The sequence below is a fragment of the Streptomyces cyaneofuscatus genome (assembly GCF_000718135.1).
Taxonomy (GTDB): domain Bacteria; phylum Actinomycetota; class Actinomycetes; order Streptomycetales; family Streptomycetaceae; genus Streptomyces; species Streptomyces cyaneofuscatus.
On sequence record NZ_JOEM01000017.1, the window covers coordinates 1 to 18,410 of the forward strand.

At 71.9% G+C, this 18,410-nt stretch carries 17 protein-coding genes; 9 read left to right on the top strand and 8 right to left on the bottom strand.

The annotated features are described in order from the left end of the window. Nucleotides 1–600, bottom strand: a 600-nt coding sequence (locus IF17_RS01000000136685) for a hypothetical protein (RefSeq protein WP_032772625.1), incomplete at its 3' end; no start/stop codon positions are given. A gap of 107 nt (nt 601–707) precedes the next feature. Between IF17_RS01000000136685 and IF17_RS0125960 the strand changes: the two genes are divergently transcribed. After that, a complete protein-coding gene (locus IF17_RS0125960) occupies nt 708–1,217 on the top strand; it encodes a hypothetical protein (RefSeq protein ID WP_030570459.1) in 510 nt (169 codons plus the stop codon). 152 nt (nt 1,218–1,369) lie between these two features. On the opposite strand, the gene katG is transcribed toward IF17_RS0125960, so the two are convergent. Then, on the bottom strand, nt 1,370–3,625 hold the full coding sequence (gene katG, locus IF17_RS0125965; protein WP_030570463.1) for a catalase/peroxidase HPI: 2,256 nt from the start codon (nt 3,623–3,625) through the stop codon (nt 1,370–1,372). A gap of 384 nt (nt 3,626–4,009) precedes the next feature. On the opposite strand from katG, the gene IF17_RS0125970 reads away from it, so the two are divergent. Further along, the gene (locus IF17_RS0125970) at nt 4,010–4,420 is read left to right on the top strand and encodes a Fur family transcriptional regulator (protein WP_030570466.1); all 411 of its coding nucleotides are present in this window, start codon (nt 4,010–4,012) and stop codon (nt 4,418–4,420) included. A 4-nt stretch (nt 4,421–4,424) separates the two neighbouring features. Here IF17_RS0125970 and IF17_RS0125975 read toward each other — a convergent pair whose 3' ends face one another. Next, nucleotides 4,425–5,009, bottom strand: a complete 585-nt coding sequence (locus IF17_RS0125975; RefSeq protein WP_030570469.1) for a TetR/AcrR family transcriptional regulator — start codon at nt 5,007–5,009, stop codon at nt 4,425–4,427. Between the two features lie 84 nt (nt 5,010–5,093). On the opposite strand from IF17_RS0125975, the gene IF17_RS0125980 reads away from it, so the two are divergent. From IF17_RS0125980 to IF17_RS0126000, 5 genes are all read left to right on the top strand, one after another. After that, on the top strand, nt 5,094–6,296 hold the full coding sequence (locus IF17_RS0125980; RefSeq protein ID WP_030570472.1) for an FAD-dependent monooxygenase: 1,203 nt from the start codon (nt 5,094–5,096) through the stop codon (nt 6,294–6,296). 108 nt (nt 6,297–6,404) lie between these two features. Then, nucleotides 6,405–7,673, top strand: coding sequence for a pyroglutamyl-peptidase I (locus IF17_RS0125985; protein ID WP_030570477.1), 1,269 nt, complete (start codon nt 6,405–6,407; stop codon nt 7,671–7,673). Between the two features lie 122 nt (nt 7,674–7,795). Beyond that, nucleotides 7,796–8,422: a class I SAM-dependent methyltransferase gene (locus IF17_RS0125990; protein ID WP_030570480.1), complete on the top strand. Its 627-nt coding sequence runs from the start codon at nt 7,796–7,798 to the stop codon at nt 8,420–8,422. Nucleotides 8,423–8,452: 30 nt separating this feature from the next. Continuing rightward, nucleotides 8,453–9,325: an alpha/beta fold hydrolase gene (locus IF17_RS0125995; protein WP_030570483.1), complete on the top strand. Its 873-nt coding sequence runs from the start codon at nt 8,453–8,455 to the stop codon at nt 9,323–9,325. Nucleotides 9,326–9,365: 40 nt separating this feature from the next. Beyond that, entirely contained in the window at nt 9,366–11,327 is a 1,962-nt protein-coding gene (locus IF17_RS0126000; protein ID WP_030570486.1) for an acyl-CoA dehydrogenase family protein, read from the top strand. A gap of 86 nt (nt 11,328–11,413) precedes the next feature. Here the strand turns inward: IF17_RS0126000 and IF17_RS1000000139335 are convergent, their stop codons facing one another. From IF17_RS1000000139335 to IF17_RS0126015, 3 genes are all read right to left on the bottom strand, one after another. Further along, complete coding sequence (locus IF17_RS1000000139335) at nt 11,414–11,560, bottom strand: MFS transporter small subunit (RefSeq protein ID WP_167344531.1); 147 nt, start codon at nt 11,558–11,560, stop codon at nt 11,414–11,416. Then, the gene (locus IF17_RS0126010) at nt 11,526–12,890 is read right to left on the bottom strand and encodes an L-lactate MFS transporter (protein ID WP_030570488.1); all 1,365 of its coding nucleotides are present in this window, start codon (nt 12,888–12,890) and stop codon (nt 11,526–11,528) included. Before IF17_RS0126010 ends, IF17_RS1000000139335 begins: the two co-directional genes overlap by 35 nt. 90 nt (nt 12,891–12,980) lie before the next feature. Beyond that, nucleotides 12,981–13,595 carry a TetR/AcrR family transcriptional regulator gene (locus tag IF17_RS0126015; protein WP_030570491.1) on the bottom strand — a complete coding sequence of 205 codons (615 nt, stop codon included), beginning with the start codon at nt 13,593–13,595 and terminating at the stop codon, nt 12,981–12,983. A gap of 92 nt (nt 13,596–13,687) precedes the next feature. Here IF17_RS0126015 and IF17_RS0126020 point away from each other — a divergent pair, with 92 nt between their 5' ends. After that, entirely contained in the window at nt 13,688–14,674 is a 987-nt protein-coding gene (locus tag IF17_RS0126020) for an oxygenase MpaB family protein (protein WP_030570494.1), read from the top strand. A 43-nt stretch (nt 14,675–14,717) separates the two neighbouring features. Here IF17_RS0126020 and IF17_RS0126025 read toward each other — a convergent pair whose 3' ends face one another. Both IF17_RS0126025 and IF17_RS0126030 read right to left on the bottom strand, forming a co-directional pair. After that, on the bottom strand, nt 14,718–16,490 hold the full coding sequence (locus IF17_RS0126025) for a siderophore-interacting protein (RefSeq protein ID WP_030570497.1): 1,773 nt from the start codon (nt 16,488–16,490) through the stop codon (nt 14,718–14,720). Then, nucleotides 16,490–17,476: an ABC transporter substrate-binding protein gene (locus IF17_RS0126030; RefSeq protein ID WP_030570500.1), complete on the bottom strand. Its 987-nt coding sequence runs from the start codon at nt 17,474–17,476 to the stop codon at nt 16,490–16,492. The genes IF17_RS0126025 and IF17_RS0126030 overlap by 1 nt, the downstream gene beginning before the upstream one ends. A gap of 139 nt (nt 17,477–17,615) precedes the next feature. Between IF17_RS0126030 and IF17_RS0126035 the strand changes: the two genes are divergently transcribed. Beyond that, nucleotides 17,616–18,356 carry a helix-turn-helix domain-containing protein gene (locus tag IF17_RS0126035; protein WP_030570503.1) on the top strand — a complete coding sequence of 247 codons (741 nt, stop codon included), beginning with the start codon at nt 17,616–17,618 and terminating at the stop codon, nt 18,354–18,356. Nucleotides 18,357–18,410 lie beyond the last annotated feature (54 nt).

The window sequence follows — 18,410 nt, forward strand, 5'->3', positions numbered from 1 at the left end:
CACCGAGGCGTAGAACTTCAGCGCCCGGCCACCGGTCGTGGTCTCCGGCGAACCGAACATCACGCCGATCTTCTCGCGGAGCTGGTTGATGAAGATCGCGGTCGTTCTCGTCTGACTGAGGGCGCTGGTGATCTTGCGGAGGGCCTGGCTCATCAGGCGGGCCTGGAGACCCATGTGGGAGTCGCCCATCTGGCCCTCGATCTCGGCGCGGGGCACCAGGGCCGCGACGGAGTCGATGACGATCAGGTCGATCGCGCCGGAGCGGATCAGGATGTCGGTGATCTCGAGCGCCTGCTCACCGTTGTCCGGCTGGGACAGGATGAGGTTGTCGGTGTCGACGCCGAGCTTCTTGGCGTACTCGGGGTCCAGCGCGTGCTCGGCGTCGATGAACGCCACCGAACCGCCGAGCTTCTGCGCGTTCGCCACGGCGTACAACGGACGCTTCGGAGATCCTGAAAACGAACATCCGATCGATTTTCGTGTCCAGTGAAAGGTACCAAACTGCGGGAAGCGGGACGGGGCGACGCGCATCGGGCGGCTCCGGACACCGTGCGAGCCCCCGCCGAACCACGGTGCTCTCCCGGTCGTGCGCTCCTCCATTCCGGCGAACAGTGGATGCGAGGGCGATCCGTTCCGTTCCGAAGGCCGGTTACGTGTGGGGCGCGAACGCGCCCGAGCACACGACGGACAAGGGCGTGAGGCAGGCGATGACGGACATGGATCGCAGGAGCATTCTGCAGCTGACCTCGGCGGCGACCATCGCCGGCGGGCTGGTCGCAGGGGCGGGCGGGGCCGCCCACGCGGTGCGCAAGGCCGTTGGTCAGGTCGTCCTGAGGGGCAAGCGCACGGGGGCGAATATCCCGGATGTGCTCACCGCCGGCGTCCCCTACTTCGTCCGGTACGACCTGTCGGACGAGCAGGGCCGCAGCGTGGGCACCGAGAACGCGCACTGCCTGCCGGTCGCCGTGGGGCTGGACGGATCGTTCGTCATCGCGACTCTGGTCCTGAGCCTGGACGACGGCGTGATCACGGCTGCCACCGCCTTCCAGCGGCCGCTTCCCGCGGTGACCGAGCCACCGGTCAACGCCCGGCCGTGGTCCCACGTTTTCGCGATCACCGGAGGCACCGGGACGTACGTCGGCGCCGCAGGCTCGATCACGATCGAGCACCCTACGAGGGACGAGGACGTACTCACCGTCGACCTGACCGCCCCGTGAGTCCGGGGCCGGGCGGGTCATCACGTCACGTGGACGTGCGCTGTCTGCTCCATGCGTCTTGACGAACGCGAGTCGTGAACGCGAAAGGGACCGTCCCCGCGGGCGCGGGGACGGTCCCAGGCGTCGGCGCCCCTGTGGACGCCGCCGAGGGGTCAGACCAGGTCGAAGCGGTCCAGGTTCGTGACCTTGGTCCAGGCGGCGACGAAGTCCGTCACGAACTTCTGCCGGGCGTCGTCGCTCGCGTAGACCTCGGCGAGGGCGCGGAGCTCGGAGTTGGAGCCGAAGACCAGGTCGGCGCGGGTGCCGGTCCACTTGACCTTGCCGGACGCGTCGCGGGCCTCGAACTCGTCCTGCGCCTCCGACGTCGACTTCCAGGTGAGCCCCAGGTCCAGCAGGTTCACGAAGAAGTCGTTGGTCAGCGTGCCCGGGCGGTCGGTGAGGACGCCGTGCTTCGAGCCGCCGCTGTTGGCGCCCAGCACGCGCAGACCGCCGACCAGGACGGTGGTCTCCGGGGCACTCAGCGTCAGCAGGTTGGCCCGGTCCAGGAGCAGGTACTCGGCGGGCAGGCGGGCGCCCTTGCCGACGTAGTTGCGGAAGCCGTCGTACGCGGGCTCCAGGGCGGCGAAGGACTCGACGTCCGTCTGGTCCTGCGTGGCGTCGACCCGGCCGCCGGTGAACGGCACCTCCACCTCGACGCCGGCGTCCTTGGCCGCCTGCTCGACGGCCGCGTTGCCCGCGAGGATGATCAGGTCGGCCAGCGAGACCTGCTTGCCGCCCTTGGCGTTGAAGGACTCCTGGATGCCCTCCAGGGCGCGCAGCACCTGGGCGAGCTCGTCCGGGTCGTTCGCCTCCCAGCCGCGCTGCGGCTCCAGGCGGACCCGGGCGCCGTTGGCGCCGCCGCGCTTGTCGCTGCCGCGGAAGGACGCGGCCGAGGCCCAGGCGGCCGAGACCAGCTGCGCCACCGTCAGGTCCGTGGCGAGCACCTGCTCCTTGAGCGCGGCGATCTCCGCGGCGTCCAGCAGCTCACCGGTGCGCGCGGGCAGCGGGTCCTGCCAGAGCAGCACCTCGGAGGGGACCTCGGGGCCCAGGTAGCGCTGGATCGGGCCCATGTCGCGGTGCGTCAGCTTGTACCAGGCGCGGGCGAAGGCGTCCGCGAACTCCTCCGGGTTCTCGTGGAAGCGGCGCGAGATCTGCTCGTACGCCGGATCGAAGCGCAGCGACAGGTCGGTGGTGAGCATCTGCGGCTTCTGCTTCTTCGACGCGTCGTGCGCATGCGGGATGGTCGCCTCCGCGTCCTTGGCGATCCACTGCTTCGCACCGGCCGGGGACTCGGTCAGCTCGTACTCGTACGCGAAGAGGTTGTGGAAGAACTCGTTGCCCCACTGCGTCGGCGTGCTGGTCCAGGTCACCTCCAGACCGCTGGTGATGGCGTCGCCGCCCTTGCCCGACTTGTACGAGCTGCGCCAGCCGAGGCCCTGCTCCTCCAGCGGGGCGCCCTCGGGGTCCGCGCCGACGCTCTCGGCCGGGCCCGCGCCGTGCGTCTTGCCGAAGGTGTGGCCACCGGCGATGAGGGCGACGGTCTCCTCGTCGTTCATCGCCATCCGGCGGAAGGTCTCGCGGATGTCGCGGGCGGCCGCGATCGGGTCCGGGTTGCCGTTGGGGCCCTCGGGGTTGACGTAGATCAGGCCCATCTGGACCGCGCCGAGCGGGCTCTCCAGCTCACGGTCGCCCGTGTAGCGCTCGTCGTCCAGCCAGGTGGTCTCCGGGCCCCAGTAGACGTCCTCCTCCGACTCCCAGACGTCCTCGCGGCCGCCGGCGAAGCCGAAGGTCTTGAAGCCCATGGTCTCCAGGGCGACGTTGCCGGTGAGGATCAGCAGGTCGGCCCAGGAGAGCGCCTGGCCGTACTTCTTCTTGACGGGCCACAGCAGACGGCGGGCCTTGTCCAGGTTGCCGTTGTCCGGCCAGCTGTTCAGCGGGGCGAAGCGCTGCTGACCGGCGCCCGCGCCACCGCGGCCGTCACTGATGCGGTACGTGCCGGCGCTGTGCCAGGCCATCCGGATCATCAGCGGCCCGTAGTTGCCGAAGTCGGCCGGCCACCAGTCCTGCGAGGTGGTGAGCACCTCGGCGATGTCCCGTTTCACCGCGGGCAGGTCGAGGGCCTGGAACGCGGCCGCGTAGTCGAAGTCCTCGCCGAGCGGGTTCGCCACCGCGGGGTTCTTGGCGAGGATCTTCAGGTTGAGGCGGTCCGGCCACCACTGGCGGTTCCCCCCGCCCTGGGTGGGGTGCGCCGCGCGGCCGTGGGCCACCGGGCAGCCGCCCGCCTGCGCCTCGGGCACCTCGGGAATGGCCGTCTCAGGCGAATCCGGGACGACGGGGTCGAAGACGTGCGACTCGTTGTTCTCGGTCATGGTGATCCTTCCGGCCCCGGCGGGTCGTGGGGGCGCTGTACGGGGAGGAGGATTCGGGCCGTGCAGAAGGGGCATCTGTGTAGCCGGGGTGTCGTCGCGGGTGGCCCGAACGTCGTACGGACCACCCGGCCGGACGGTCCCGGGCGGTGCGACGAGGACGGTGCTCGGACGGCGGGCGGCGATGCGCTCTCGACCGGCGGTGTCCCGTCACGTGTCTCTGCTGCCGTACCGGAGTCTTCCTGTCTCTTGGATGTCGCCTGGTTCGATCCTACGATGGACTTCGTCCAAGTCAAGAAGTGCGCTAAAACGATAACGGTGAAAGCGCGGCGTGTCGGATCCCTTCAGGGGCCGCACGCCCCGGCGGACCGGAACAGGTGGGACGGGATGAGCGACCTCCTTCAGCGGCTGCGGAGCCGTGGCTGGCGCTTGACCTCGCAGCGGCGTGTCGTCGCGGAGGTCCTCGACGGCGACCATGTGCACCTGACGGCTGACGAGGTGCATCTGCGGGCCGCCGCGCGACTGCCCGAGATCTCCCGCGCGACCGTGTACAACACGCTGGGTGAACTCGTCGCGATCGGCGAGGTGCTGGAGGTCTCCACCGTGGGGCGGGCCAAGCGCTACGACCCGAACGCGCGCCGCCCTCATCAGCACCTGATGTGCTCCGGCTGCGGAATGATCCGCGACGTCCACCCGGTCGGCAACGCGCTGGGGGATCTGCCCGAGTCGGAGCGGTTCGGGTTCGCCGTCGGGTCGGTGGAGATCACCTATCGGGGCCTGTGTCCGGCCTGCGCCTGACTGCTCAGGCGGCGAGCGCGGCGGCGAGCATCCGGCGGACGACCGGGGTCAGTTCGGTCACGTCGGGTGCCGGGCGGCTCGCGGCCGGTGCGCCCGCGAGCCGGTCGTAGAGCAGACCGTCGGTCCAGGCGACGAGCAGGTCCGCCGCCTGGGCCGGGCGGGAGGCGCCGAGCGCCGACAGCAGGGTGGTGGCCCTGGAGCGTGCGGCGAGGCCCGCGGTCTCCAGGTCGGCGCGGAGCTCCGGACGGCGGGTCGCCTCCAGGCTGAGCTCGAAGCGGGCGAGCTGGCGGTCCCGCCCCACGGTCAGCCAGTGGTGCAGCAGTACGGCCAACGCCTCCGCGGCGGAGTCCGGGTCCGTGCCCCCGTGCTCCGCTTGCCACCGGTCCACGTCGGCGACCGTCAGGTCGGCCAGGCGGAGGTAGCAGGCGCTGATCAGTGCGCTCCGCGTGCGGAAGTAGTACGACGTGCTGCCGGCGGGCAGCCCCGCGGCGGTGTCGACCGCTCGATGGGTCAGGCCGCGCAGGCCTGAGGAGGCCACGGTGCTGAGGGCGGCGTCGGCGATCAGGTCTCGGCGATCGGGGAGGGGCACCCCTGCACTCTACAGGTGTAGAGTGCAGGGCGTCGGCCTCTACAGATGTAGAGGTGGCGTCGGCGAGTGAGGGGCGTGGCCGGTATGGGTGTTCGTCATGCTGTCGTGGCCGGAGGCGGGATCGGGGGTCTCGCGGCGGCGGTGGCCCTGAACCGCCGCGGATGGGGCGTGACCGTGTGCGAACGGGCTCCCGTCCTCACCGGGATCGGCGCCGGTATCGTGCTCGCCCCCAACGCACTGCGCGCCCTGGACTCGATCGGCCTGGGCCCCGACGTGTGGGCGGGTGACGCCCTGCTCGGTCCGGTCGGCCTGCGTGCCCCCGACGGAACGTGGCTGAGCCGAACCGGCGCCGGTGCGACGTCCTCCCGCCACGGGCCTCCCGCGCGCGCCGTGCACCGCGGCTCCCTGATCGACGCCCTCGCCGCCGCCCTGCCGCCCGGAGTCGTACACCTCGGCGTAGCGGTGACCGGCGTGGACGACACGGGGAACACGGGGGACAGGGCGGACACGGTGGTCGTGCGGACGTCGGCGGGCGACCTGCGCGCCGATGTCGTCGTGGCGGCCGACGGCGTGCGCAGCGGGCTCCGTGGACGACTCTTCCCCCGGCACCCCGGCCTGCGTCACGCCGGTGAAGCCGGATGGCGGGCGGTGTTGCCCGGCTTCGGCCCGCCACCCCGGTCGGCGGCCGAGACCTGGGGCCGAGGGGAGCGGTTCGGCATCGTTCCCCTCGTCGACGGCCGGATCTATGTCTACGCCACCGCCGCCGGCCCCGGTACGAAGCCGGCCGACCACCATGCGGAACTGATCCGGCGCTTCGGCGCGTGGCACGACCCGATCCCCGCACTGCTGGACCGGCTCGGCCGGCGGAACCCCGATCCCGTCCGCGTACTGCACCATGATTTCTACGAACTGGCCTCGCCCCTGCCCCGATTCCACTCCGGCCGGGTGGCACTGCTCGGGGACGCCGCCCACGCGATGACGCCCAACATGGGCCAGGGCGGCTGCCAGGCCATCGAGGACGCGGTCGTCGTGGCGCACCTCCTCGCGGATGACGCCGACGTACCGGCCGCCCTCGCCGCCTACACCGAGGCCAGACACCGGCGCACCACCCGGATCAGCCGCCGCTCCCGGCGCATCGGTGAACTCGCCCGGCTCTCCCACCCCCTGGCCGTGTCCGCCAGGAACCTCGCCGTACGGGCCACGCCGTCAGCGGTCACGTCGAGGGCCCTGGACACGGTCCTCGGCTGGCAGCCCCCGTCCGGACCGGCCCCGACCGTCCGTGCATGAGCCCGACCGTCCGTGCATGCGTGGGGAGAGGCAATGCCCCATGGCGTCGCCTCCGGTGGTGCCGCGATACTGCGGCCAACCGTTCTGTCGAATGTCGAAAGGGCCCACGTGACGCACCAGTTCCCCGCAATCACCCGGCTCGGTCTGGGTGGGGTCGCGCTCCTGCTCGTCCTGGCGGGCTCCGCCCTGCCTGCCGTGGCGTCGCCCGCCGATACCGCCCGTAGTACCACGCCGCCCACCGTCGAGGAGCAGCGCCTGGACCGGGCCGTCCCGCAGGAGATCCTGCGGCGCAGCGGGTTCGACGCCCTCGCTCCGCGCTTCGCCCACGCCCTGGAGGGCGCCCGCGGCTACGCGCAGGCGGAGCGGGTGGTGAACCGCCACGGCTCGGCGCTGTGGCGGCGCGCCGTGGACCGCGCCCAGGGCCGTGGCGCCGCCACGGGCGACCTGAGCCGTGGCGACGACCGTCCGCTGTACTGGGCCCGGCTCGCACTCAGCCGTGAACTACGGGCGTGGACACCTCGGTTCGCGCTGGACGACCAGCGGCGCAAGGCTCTGCACACCGCTCTGGAGACCTCCTCGCGCGGCCAGCAGGACATCCGCCACCCGGGCCGTCAGGTCAAGCGTGTCCTCGTCACCGGCTTCGATCCGTTCACCCTGGACAGGGACGTCCGGATCGGCAACCCCTCGGGCGCGAGCGCGCTCGCCCTGGACGGCACCCTGGTGCGGACCGCCGAGGGGCCCGCCCGAATAGAGGCGGTCGTCTTCCCCGTGCGGTGGACGGACTTCGCCGAAGGGGCCGTCGAGCGGGCGCTCGCCCGGCAGCTGCCGCACCTGGACCTGTTCACCACCATCAGCCAGGGCCGCCAGGGCCGCTTCGACGTGGAGCGCACCAACGGCGCCTGGCGCGGCGGCTTCCCCGACAACGAGAACCTCGCCCGCACCGGGACCGTCCCCGTCACCGACCCCGCGTCGCAGCCGCAGTGGACCTCCACGACCCTCCCGTACCGTCAGCTCGCCGAAGCGGAGACGGGCCCCTTCCCCGTGTACGACAACACCCAGGTCACCGAGATCCCGGCGGGTGCCACCCAGCCCGTGACCAGGCCGGACGGGCCGACGCCGGGCTCCACCGCGCGGGCCGGGGGCGGCGGCGACTACCTCTCCAACGAGATCGCCTACCGGGCCACCCTGCTCCGCGACCGGATGGGCCTGTCGAAGCTGCCGGGCGGCCATCTGCACACGCCGGTCCTGCAGTTCGGCACGGGGAACGAGAACCCGGCGACGGGGGAGATCACCGACCCCGGCTTCGAGCGCAACCGCTCGGACATCGTGCGCCAGGTACGGGTGCTGGTGCAGACGGCGGTGAGTACGGCCCGGTGAGCCCCGCGGTGCCGGCGTTGCCCGCGCCTGCGACGATACGGGGGCACCGCATTCCCCTCGGAGATGTCCCCCGGTGGGGCTGACCCGCGGGCACGCCGACAGGGCAGGAAAGGCACACCGACATGACCGGGAAACGCGATCGCTGGGCGGAACTCACCGGCGGCCAGGCCGGAGAGGAGTACGCCCGGCGTTTCGCGCGGCTCGCCGAGGCGGGGCACGACGTCCACGGCGAGGCCACGTTCTGCGCCGCGCTGGTGGAGCCCGCCGCCCGGGTGCTCGACGCCGGCTGCGGCACCGGACGGATCGCCGTCCGCCTCGCCGAGCTGGGGCATCGCTGCACCGGGGTGGACGTCGACGCCTCGATGCTCGCCGTGGCCCGCCGCCAGGCCCCCGCACAGGAATGGCTCCTCGGGGATCTGGCCCGTACGGACGCCCTCGGCCTGCGACCCGATTTCGACCTGGTCCTGGCCGCCGGAAACGTCATCCCCCTCCTGGCCGCGGGCACCGAAGAGGCCGTCATCGGGCAGCTGGCCGCCGTGCTGCGGCCCGGTGGCCTGCTGGTCACCGGCATGGGGCTGGACGCCGCGCACCTGCCGCTGCCCGAAGCGCCCTTCGGCCTCGCGGACTTCGACGCGTGGTGCGACCGGGCCGGACTGACCCTGCGGCAGCGCTACGCCACCTGGAGCGGCGACCCCTATGTCCCGGGCTGCGGTTACGCCGTCAGCGTGCATGTCCGTCCCGACCGATGACTTTTCCGGGCGGGGACGGTCTGCCCAGGTATGAAGAAGACGCACACGCTCAAGACGGCCGGCGCCGATCTCGTTTACGACGTGCACGGGCCGCTGCCCACCGCTGACGGCCGCCCGCCGCTGTTCATGATCGGGCAGCCCATGGACGCCACCGGGTTCGCCGCGCTCGCGGCCCGTTCCGCCGAGCGCACGGTGGTCACCTATGACCCGCGCGGACTCGGCCGCAGCGTCCGCAGGGACGGGCGGGACGACCACACCCCCGAGACCCAGGCCGACGACGTGCACGCCCTGATCCAGGAGCTCGGCGCCGGTCCGGTCGAGATGTTCGCCAGCAGCGGCGGAGCGGTCACCGCGCTCGCCGTCGTGGCCCGGTACCCCGGCGATGTGACCGTCCTGGTCGCCCACGAGCCGCCGCTCATCACCCTCACCCCGGACGGCCCGGCGGCCCTGCGGGCCCGCGCCGCCGTCCGGGAGGCGTACGAGAAGCGGGGGTGGGGGGCCGGAATGGCCGCCTTCGTGGCCATGACCTCCTGGGAGGGCGAGTTCACCGAGGCGTACTTCGACCAGCCGGAGGCGGATCCGGCCGCGTTCGGGATGCCCGCCGAGGACGACGGATCGCGCGACGACCCGCTGCTGTCCGACCGGTCCTGGGCGATCAGCGACCACCGGCCGGACGTCGACGCGATCACCGCTGCCCCCACCCGCGTGGTGATCGCCGTGGGGGAGGAGTCCCGGGCCGTCCAGACCGGGCGCACCTCCGCCGCGACCGCCGAACTGCTGGGGCAGCCGCTCACCGTGTTCCCGAGCCATCACGGCGGATTCCTCGACGGCGAGTTCGGCTACCCGGGGAAGCCGGACGAGTTCGCCCGCCGTCTGCGTGAGGTACTCGACGGCGCCGCGTGACCTACCGCGTGATCGCTGCCGGCCGGGGTAGCGAAAGGTTATGAGCACCGACAGAACACCCACCGCTCCCGCCGGATATGTGCAGCCGGAACTCGACGTCCGGGCCCTCACCGAGGTCCTGGACGGCGAGTACGCCGAGGTTCGCGACCTGGTCCGCACCAACCTGGTGACGTACGCCTCGGTCCTCGAGGAGGCCGAGGAGCTCTCCATCGACGCGTACCGCGAGCGGGTGCGCGACATCGTGGTCGAGATGGCGGCGACGGGGCAGACCGGCATGGGCTTCCCGAAGCGGTACGGCGGGGGCGGTGACGTCGGGGCCTCGATCGCCGCGTTCGAGACGGCCGCCTTCGGTGATCTGTCGGTGCTGGTGAAGACCGGCGTGCAGTTCGGGCTCTTCGGCGGCGCGATCCTGCACCTGGGCACCGAACGCCACCACGACGCCTACCTGCCGGACCTGATCACCGGGAAGCTGATGGGCTGCTTCGCGATGACCGAGACCGGGCACGGCTCCAACGTGCAGGCGCTCGGCACCGTCGCGCGGTACGACGCCGCCGCCCAGGAATTCGTCATCACCACCGAGGGTGACCAGGCCCGCAAGGACTACATCGGCAACGCGGCCCGCCACGGCGAGCTGGCCGTCGTCTTCGCCCAGCTGGAGGTGGGCGGCGAATCCGAGGGCGTGCACGCGTTCGTCGTACCGATCCGGTCCGGCGGCGAGGCGGTGCCGGGCGTCGACATCGAGGACGACGGCCGCAAGATGGGCCTCAACGGCGTGGACAACGGGCGCATCCGGTTCGACGGCGTGCGGGTTCCCCGCGAGGCGCTGCTCAACCGGTTCGCCGACGTCACCCCCGAAGGCGTCTACAAGAGCACGATCGACAACCCCGACCGCCGCTTCTTCACCATGCTCGGCACCCTGGTCCAGGGCCGGGTCAGCGTCGGCGGCGCCGGGGTCAACGCCGCCAAGGTGGCCCTCGCCGTCGCCACGAAGTACGCCCTGCGGCGCCGGCAGTTCGCGACGGGCTCCCAGGGGGAGGAGCAGCTGCTCCTCGACTACGGCCTGCACCAGCGCCGTCTGCTGCCGCTCGTCGCGCAGACGTACGCGCTGCACTTCGCCCAGGACGTCCTGCGTGCGCAGCTGCACAACGTCTTCTCCGGCCTGGAGGACGACCCGCAGGCCCGGCGCCGGCTGGAGGCCCGGGCCGCCGGGACCAAGGCGCTCGGCACCTGGCACGCCACCCGGGTGATCCAGGAGTGCCGCGAGGCGTGCGGCGGCGCCGGCTATCTCGCCGTCAACCGGTTCGCCGCCCTCAAGGCCGACAGCGACATCTTCACCACCTTCGAGGGCGACAACCACGTCCTGCTGCAACTCGTCGCCAAGGGTCTGCTCACCGACTACGCGAGCGAGTTCGAGGACCTGGACCAGCTCGGCATGGTCCGCTACGTCACCGGCCTCGCCGTCGAGACGGTCATCGAGAAGACCTCGGCCCACAAGCTGCTCGAACGCGTACGTGACCTGCTGCCGGGCGGCGACGAGTGGGACCAGGAAGCAGGGCTGCTGGACTCCGAGTACCAGCTCGCCATGTTCCGCTACCGCGAGGAGCACATGCTCGCCGGAGTGGCCCGCAGGCTCAAGGCCGGGATCGACCGCAAGCGCGACCCGGGCGCCGTCTTCTCGGAGGTGCAGGACCACGTCATCGCGGTCGCCCACGCCCATGTCGAGAGGCTGGTGCTGGAGGCGTTCGTCGAGAAGATGCGTACGCTGCCCGAGGGCGGCAACAAGGTCGCGCTGGGCCTGCTCTGCGACCTGTACGCCCTGTCGACGATCGAGGCGGACCGGGCGTGGTTCATGGAGCACGGCCGGCTGACCGTCCAGCGCTCCAAGGCGATCACCCGTGAGGTGACCGACCTCTGCCGCAAGGTCCGGCCGCTCGCGGGCGATCTCGTGGACGCGTGGGGCGTCCCGGCCGCCATGTTGCGCGCCCCGGACCTGGTGGACTGAGCGGCCGCTGACGGGTACCCGCCGACGAGGCGCACCCCGGGCCGGGCCCGGGGTGCGCCTCGTCTCAGCCTCGTCTCTGCCTCAGTTCAGTCGGTGAACAGCTGGGTCGCCTTACGGAACAGCTCGTACAGCCCGTACGCGAGCGGGGTGCCCACCCACAGCCAGGTGAAGACGATCAGCGGCCGCCGGTCCTTCACCTCAGGCGGGCTCTGACTGCTGGCGTCGTCGGACATCGGGCGCTCCCTTCTCCGGTGTGACGGCGTCGAGATGGTGGGACGGGTGCACCGGGCGGACCAGCTCGTTGGCCGCGAAGCCGACGACGAGCAGGCCCATCATGATGAAGAGCGACGTCCCGTACAGCTCCGCCCCGTGCTTCCCGGCCTCCTCCTGCCGGTCCGCGATCCAGTTCACGATGAGCGGCCCCAGAACCCCGGCGGTGGACCAGGCGGTGAGGAGCCGGCCGTGGATCGCCCCGACCTGATAGGTGCCGAAAAGGTCCTTGAGGTAGGCGGGGATCGTCGCGAAGCCGCCTCCGTAGAAGGAGAGGATGACCAGCGCGCACAGCACGAACAGCGGCTTGGAGGAGCTGCCCACCAGCGCGATGAGCGCGTACATGAGGACGCCCGCACCGAGGTAGACGCGGTAGATGTTCTTGCGCCCGATCAGGTCCGAGGTGGAGGACCAGCCGATGCGGCCGGCCATGTTGGCCGCGGAGAGCAGGGCGACGAAACCGGCGGCGGCCGTCGCCGACACGGGGGTGGAGGTGTCCGCGAAGAAGTCCGTGATCATCGGCGCGGCCTTCTCCAGGATGCCGATGCCGGCGGTGACGTTCATGCAGAGCACCACCCACAGCAGCCAGAACTGCGGCGTCCGCAGAGCCTGACGTGCCGACACCTGGGGTCCGGCGGGTGTCGCGGGACGGCCGTCCGCCGCCTGCTCCATGGCCGTCGGGGCGCCGGTCGGGCGGGGCACCCGTACCAGCAGGACGCCGAGCAGCATGAAGACGGCGTAGGACAGGCCGTGGACGAGGAAGGCCAGCGCGATGCCGGAGCTGTCGCTGCCGAAGGACTCCAGCATCTGGGCCGACCAGGGCGAGGCGATCAGCGCGCCGCCGCCGAAGCCCATGATGGCGATGCCCGTGGCCATGCCGGGACGGTCGGGGAACCACTTGATCAGCGTCGAGACGGGCGAGATGTAGCCGATCCCGAGGCCGATGCCGCCGACGAAGCCGTACCCGAACACGATCAGCCAGAACTGCTCGGTCGCGGCGCCGAGGGCGGAGAGCAGGAAGCCGGAGGAGAAGCAGACGAGAGCGACCGTCATGGCCCAGCGCGGCCCTCGGCGCTCCACCAGGGTGCCGCCGAAGGCGGCGGAGAGGCCGAGCATGACGATGCCGAGCTGGAAGGGCAGTGCGCTCTGCGTGCCGCTGAGGCCGAGCGCGTCCTCCAGCGGTGGTTTGAACACGGACCAGGCGTAGGCCTGGCCGATGGAGAGGTGGATCGCGAGGGCGGCGGGGGGCACCAGCCAGCGACTCCAGCCCACGGGGGCGATGGGGGGACTCATGGGTCCCCAACCGTACTGAGTGGGAAAGTGGTTGAGAAGGTTGTTGAACGTTCTTTCACTCTGTTCGTTTTATGTGACGGTGAGGCGCCCTTACCGCCGGCCCTGGCCCTGGGACGACGTCGCCGCGAGCACCAGCTCCACGCAGTGCGCCTCCAGCCGCTCGCGCGGTACGTCGAGCGTGCCGTGCAGCCACCCCGCGAAGAGGCTCGCCAGACCGCCGACCAGGGCGTGCGCGGCCATCCGGCGGTCGACGGCGTCCCCCGTGGCGGCGATCTGGCCGCCAACGAGGCCGGTGAACACCGGCATGAGCCGGTGGCTGTGCGCGCCGAGCACCGGGTCCGCGAAGGGCTCCAGGAGCAGCAGGCGACCCTTGTGCGGCGCGTCCAGGACCAGGGCGACGAAGGCGGCGACAGCGGCCCGGGCCCGGACCTCGGGCTGAGGGTCGCTGAGCGCCACGGCCTGCTCCAGAGCCCTCCTGGCCTCGTCCGCGACCCGCTCGAAGGCGGCGAGGAGGAGGTCGTCGCGGCCGCCGAAACTCTCGTAGAAGTAGCGGTCGGTGAGGCGCGCCTGCCGGCAGACGGACCGGACCGTGACGGCCGCGCACCCCTCCTCGCCGGCCAGGCGCTCGGCGGTGTCCAGCAGGATCGTCCGACGGGCCGCGCGACGATCGGCGAGCTTGGTCCCGCCCCAGCTCCGCTCGGCCAACTCGCCTTCCTCTCCGCTCTGTTGCCCTGCGGCCCATTGACGAAAGCCGTCCTCACATTTTACCTTTCGATGTGATGACAGGTGTCCTCAGAATGGAGGCGCACATGGAACCATCAGCTCATGACCCGGCCCCGAGCGGCCCGTCCCCGAGCGGTCGGGGCCCGGCCGGCCCGAGAACCGTCGAACCCCTCGGCCCCGACTCCCTCACCTGGCGCTGGTTCGGCGACTGGAGGGGCCTCCTCCTCGCCCCCTGGGCCGGGTCGATGCAGAACATGCACCCCGAGCTGGGCGCGGGCGTCGCCGAGCACTCCCGCTTCTTCGAGGAGCGCTGGGAGCGCCTCTTCCGCTCGCTGTACCCGATCGGGGGAGTGGTGTACGACGGCCCGCTCGCCGCCCGTACGGCTCGCGAAGTGCGCGGCTACCACGCCTCGATCAGCGGGGTCGACGAGCGCGGCCGCCCGTACCACGCGCTCAACCCGGGCACGTTCTACTGGGCGCACGCCACGTTCTTCATGCTCACCGTGCAGGTGGCCGAGCGCTTCGGCGGCGGCCTCACCGAAGCCCAGCGGCACACCCTCTTCGACGAACACGTCCGCTGGTACGCGCTGTACGGCCTGTCCATGAAGCCCGTTCCCCGCAGCTGGGAGGAGTTCCAGAGGTACTGGGACCACATGTGCGCCGACGTCCTGGAGGACAACCGGCCGACCCGGGACGTGCTGAACATGCGGCGGATCGCCAAACCGCCTCTCCTGCGGCTGCTGCCCTCACCGCTGTGGGCCGTCGCCCGGATCCCGCTCGTCCGGCTGACCCTGTGGATGACGATCGGTCTGTATCCGCAGGCCGTACGCGAACGCCTCGGGCTGCGCTGGACGCCCCACGACGAACGGCTGCTGCGCCTGCTGGGACGGCTGGTCCACCACGCCTGGCAGTGCGTCCCCGAGCGGCACCGCTTCCACCCGCGCGCCCGTGCGGGCTGGGACCGCGAGCGGGGCCGCACGGTGACGGGCCCGGTGGAGACGCCCGCCCGGAACCTGCCGCCGGAGGAGCGGCGCGGGCTTCCGCAGCACTACGTACCGTAGAAGCCTGTTCAGGTCGGGCCCGCCCCGGCTCAGGCCGTCCCGCTCAGGCCCGGCGCAGGACCGTGGCCTCCGCGCCCCAGCCGAGCGCGATCGTCCGCTCGACCTCCCACCCCGACCGGTGCGCCAGGGCCGCGATGGCGGCCGAGTCGCGCAGAGGGCTCCCGGTGGCGGCGTACGCGTGGAGCGCCGCCTCGGCGGCATGCGGGCTCAGACCGTCGGGGCGGGAGGCCTCGACGAGGACCGCCGTCCTGGTCCATCCGGCGAGCCGGGTGAGGAGCAGTACGGCCTCCTCGTCGGTGCGGTGGGCGAGGGCCTTCGCGGCGACGGCGACATCGGCGGGGCCGGCCGTCCAGTCGATCCGGTCCGGTGCGGGAACGTGCCCGCGCAGGACCGCGACCGGTACGGCGTCCTCCGCGACCCGCAGCCGCGGCCGCTGCCGGGCGTCGTCGAGCGCGGCGGCCACCGAGGCACTGCCGGGCCCGGTCAGGAGGCAGGTCCCGATGGACTCCCAGAGGGGATCGGCCGTCAGACCGCCCAGCAGGAAGACCAACTGCTCGCACTCCTCGACCAGTTCGCTGTAGCGCTCCGCGTCCTGGGCCACCGCCTCGTGCAGGGTGCCACCGGAGGCGAGCCGCCAGGGGGACCCGCCGCCCCGGAGCGCGGGAGCGAGGTGGGTGACGGCGAGCAGCAGCTCGGCCTCGTGCCCGGTGTACTCCTCGCGCTCGTGCTCGTCCAGCAGCTCCTCGCCCGCCGGCCCGAGCCGCAGCCCGGACGCGCCGTCATCGGCGCCGACGACCACGCCGTACGAGGAGAGCAGCGGCAGCAGTACGCCGATCCCCGCCACGGGCACCCCTACGCGGGCCGCGAGCGCGACGGCCGACAGCCCCGGCGCGTCGGCCACCGCGTCCACGACACCGAGCTGCAACGCGGCCCGGGCGACCAGCCACGGCAGCGGCGACGGGATCCGGGCGGGCTCCCGTACGGCGGCGTCGGCCGTGGCCTCCGCCTCCGGTGCGGGCGCCTCCTCGCGGTGCCAGTACCCCGTGACGTTCAGGCGGTCCTTCGGAAGCTTCTGTTCCCGCTGGAGATACCGGCGTACGGGAAGCAGCGCCCGGCTCTCCGCCGCCGCCCAGACGTACCCCTCACCCGCCTCCACCGGCAGCGCGCGCACGGCGGCCTCCAAGGCCTCCGCGTCACCTGGCTCCGCGACCACCCAGGTGACCGTGTCGCCCTCCCGCAGGGCCAACTCCTGGCGGGCGGAGTCATCCGAGACGGTCACCAGGACGTGCGCCGGCGCGTCGAGCGGGCGCTCGTCCAGGAAGCGGCCGATCGCGGGCAGGGCCGTCTCGTCGCCGACGAGCTGGATCCAGTCCAGCCGCTCCGGCAGCCGGAGCGACGACTTCGGGCCGACGAACCACAGCTCGTCGCCCTCCCGGGCCGCCGCGGACCAGGCCTCCGCGGGCCCGTCGCCGTGCACCACGAAGTCGAGGTGGAGCTCTCCGGCCTCGGGGTCCACCCGCCGGGGTGTGTAGTCGCGGGTCAGCCGGTGTTCGGCCGGAGTCCACTCGATGCCGTGCGGCAACTGGGCGGGCAGCGCCGCGTGGACGTCGCCGTCCGCGGCCAGGATCAGCTTGATGTGGTCGTCGAACCCGGGTGCGGCGAAGGCGGGATGGCCGGTTCCGTCACGGGTGAACGCGGCGAGCTCCTCGCCGCCGAGAACGACCCGCCGCATCCTGGGGGTCACCTGGTGGACGCTGCGCACGGTGACCCGGCGCAGGACGAGCGGGTGCGTCGTATAGGCGCGCTGGGCCGCCATCAGGAGAACTGCTTCTCGATCACGTCGAGCAGGGCCATCGACTCGTCGTAGTCGCCGCGCAGCACCCAGTACGGCAGGTCATAGGCGTGGTTCGCCTCGAAGGCGGGCAGCGCGCCGTAGACGGGGTTCTTCTTCAGGGTGGCGACGTCGGTCGTGTCGGCGTTGAAGCCCATGACGAAGACGGACGGCTGGGTGATGGTCTGGCCCACCTTCTCGGTGGACAGCTCGAACATGTCACCGCCCTGCCCGTACACCTTGAAGCCGCCGTCCGCGAAGACCGGCGCCGGTTCGATCCCGACCTTCTTCAGCTCGGTGGGCAGGCCCACGCTCTCCACCAGGCCGTAGGCGGTGCCGTCGCCGGTGAGCGCGAGGAACGACACGGGGCCGGGCGGCGGCTTGATGGCGCCCTTCACCTCATTGATGCGCTTGTCGTACGCGGCCACGTGCTGCTTGTACACGCCGGGCTTGCCGAACACGTCGTCGGCCAGGAAGGAGAACTGACTCCGCCAGTCACCGAGCTTCTTGCCGACCAGCACGGTGGGAGCGATGCCGGAGAGCTCGTCGTACACCTTCTCCGCCTGGAACAGCGGGAAGCCGATGCCGCCGCCGACGATGAGATCGGGGTCGAGGGCGAGGATCGCCTCCAGGTCGAAGCCGTCGACACTCCACGGCAGGAACGTCGTGCCGTCCTCCGCGGCCTCCTTCTCCCAGTACGGGGAGAACTCGCCCTTGCCGTCGGCGTCCTCGGGGATCGTGGCGTGCACCGGTACGTCGAGGTCGTAGAGGTACCCGGCGAGGGCGTGGTTCAGCACGACGACGCGCTTGGGCTCGGCCGGCACCTCGACCTTGCCGTAGTCGGTCGTGACGGTACGGGTCTTCGCGGCGGACGCCTTGTCCCCGTCGTCCGACGAGGTGGCGGCCGAGCAGCCGGTGAGGGCCAGCGCGGCGACGAGCGCGCAGGCGAGCAGGCGGGCAGGAGCAGACATGGGACCTCATGTGACTGGGCAGGCTCGAACGTTCGAGCCGTTGGTAAGGTGAGGCTAACCTCGCTGGTTCCGCTGCGCCGATCCGCGTACGACATCGCTGGTGACGGACACGACGCATCGCACACAACGGGAGGCACGCTTGCCGGTGACATCCCTCGGCACCGTGGTCGCCGAGAACGCCATCCGTTTCCTCGGCCACGACACGCACGAGCACGACGAACCGCACCTCGTCTACGTGGTCAGCGGCAACGCCCGCCTGTCCGCCGACGGCGAGGAGTGGCGGCTCGGCCGGAACGAGGCACTCTGGCTCGCCTCCCGGGTACCGCACGCGCTCCGCATCGAGCCGGGAGGCATGGCGCTCGGCCCCTTCCTCAACCCCTCCGACCAGCCACGATGCCGCGTCCAGCCGCTCGGGGTCGTCCCCGCGATCGTCGAGGTCATGACCACCACACTCGGCGCGGCACCGACCACCGCGGAGCAGGTCCAGCCGTTCCGACAGGCGCTCGGGCGCGTGCTGAGCGGCATCTCCCGGCAGTACTTCCCGGTCGTGCTGCCCGCCCATCCGGCGGTGCGCGCACTCGCCCGCGAGGCCCTGCGCACCCCCGCCAGGACGCTGGAACAGCTCGCCGAACAGCACCACATGAGCGCCCGCCAGGTGCAGCGCGTCTTCCTCGACGAGACCGGACTGCCCTTCACACGGTGGCGCAACCGGGCCAGGATGAACGCCGCCGTCGAACACCTCCGCGGCGGGGGTGAGCTGACGGCGGCGGCCAGGGCGGCCGGCTACGCAACCCGGGCCGGACTGCTGCGCGCGCTGAGCCGTGAGTCCGGGGTGCCGGTGAGCGCGCTCACGACGGACGCGGTGGGGGCCCTCGGGTAGTCCAAGCAGCTCAAGCAGTACACGTACGTCGGTCATGCACGGCACTTCGGGCTC